Raw genomic sequence first — 1,260 nt, 5'->3', positions numbered from 1 at the left:
GCTATACCCAATTCAACCTTACATTCAAATTGTAAGGACAAACTGATCCTGCTTGAATCCCAATTATAAATATCTCGGTAATTATCAGGCCTGCCGGTAAACTGACCATAGGATTTAATAAAATTATCTAATATTTTATAAGCAACATTTCTTTGGAAAAACAAGTAGATATTAAGGATCTTACCTTTGTAAGTACGAATACCAATGAGGTCGAGTTTTATACCATCACCAAGGGCTAACAGGTTATCATCATCATACACATATTTTAAACAGCTGTCGGCATCGAGCTTGTCGTCACCATCAAGATAGGATAACTTGTAAGCCGGGATATTAAATATATCACTTCCTAAAGTAATCTTTTTAAGTCCATTACAAAACTTTAGATATTCAATTGAACCTGGCTTGGAAGATTGAGAACATGCCACGAAGGGTTTGCAACAAATTATTGCAAAGAAAGCTAACTTAATAAAAAAATATGTTGTGACAACAGTATACCTTCGCATATTCCCTAATGACTAAAAAGGGAATTGTCACAATCAAAATGCCGTTTTGCCGGCCAGAGCTTGTAATCGGCTGTTTAGGAGAGTAATTGGTTAAATTCAACAAAAAATGTAAACTGATTATACATTTTTTTTTGTTTTGATTCACACTGACAATCAGTGTGTTATTGACAATGTGGCGGATTGGTTGTTGAAATTAATACACAATGTTACCTACAGAACTGTTAGCACAATAAGAAACCAGAATTAAGGGTCGTAGCCCAGCTTCATTTACATCGCAAAATGAGGCAGGGGACATAGCATTTATGGAGAATTGGAGTTGCTAAATAATTTGCACGTATACATTAGCAACCAACTTCTTCGTCATGCTATATATTTCTGATTTAGATGTTGAGGGTAATTAAAATGTCGAAATAGCTTACAATCTAATTTGATTATTAAGTTGTTCTCCTTGGTCTTTTGTTTCTTACGGTTTCGGCAGGCTTTTTAAAGCTGTTATTATTACTATTACCAAAAAACCTTTTCGGCGCTACCGGCTTTACAGGTGTTTCTTCATTAATTTTAACATTTAAAATCCTGTCTGCAATTGGAGTGCCGTCCAACGCATTAACAGCGTTTTCCGCCCCTTCACGGTCTTTCATTTCCAGGAAGGCGTAGCCCTTACAGATCCTTGTTTTTTTATCCCGCACAATTTTAATGGTAACTACTTCACCATGTAAATTGATCATCTTAACAAGATCGAGTTCGGTCATATCTAAAG

Annotated in this window: 2 protein-coding genes; both read right to left on the bottom strand. The window is 35.5% G+C overall.

The window, feature by feature from the left end; all coding sequences use genetic code 11:
* Positions 1-425: hypothetical protein (locus AC1DPZ_RS27485; RefSeq protein ID WP_477409504.1), on the bottom strand; the 425-nt coding region annotated here is incomplete at its 3' end.
* 512 nt (positions 426-937) lie between these two features.
* Positions 938-1,260: RNA recognition motif domain-containing protein (locus tag AC1DPZ_RS27480; RefSeq protein WP_477409502.1), on the bottom strand; the 323-nt coding region annotated here is incomplete at its 5' end.

The organism is Mucilaginibacter sp. P4_G9, from assembly GCF_056400985.1.
This window is presented reverse-complemented; position numbering and strand designations above follow the sequence as displayed.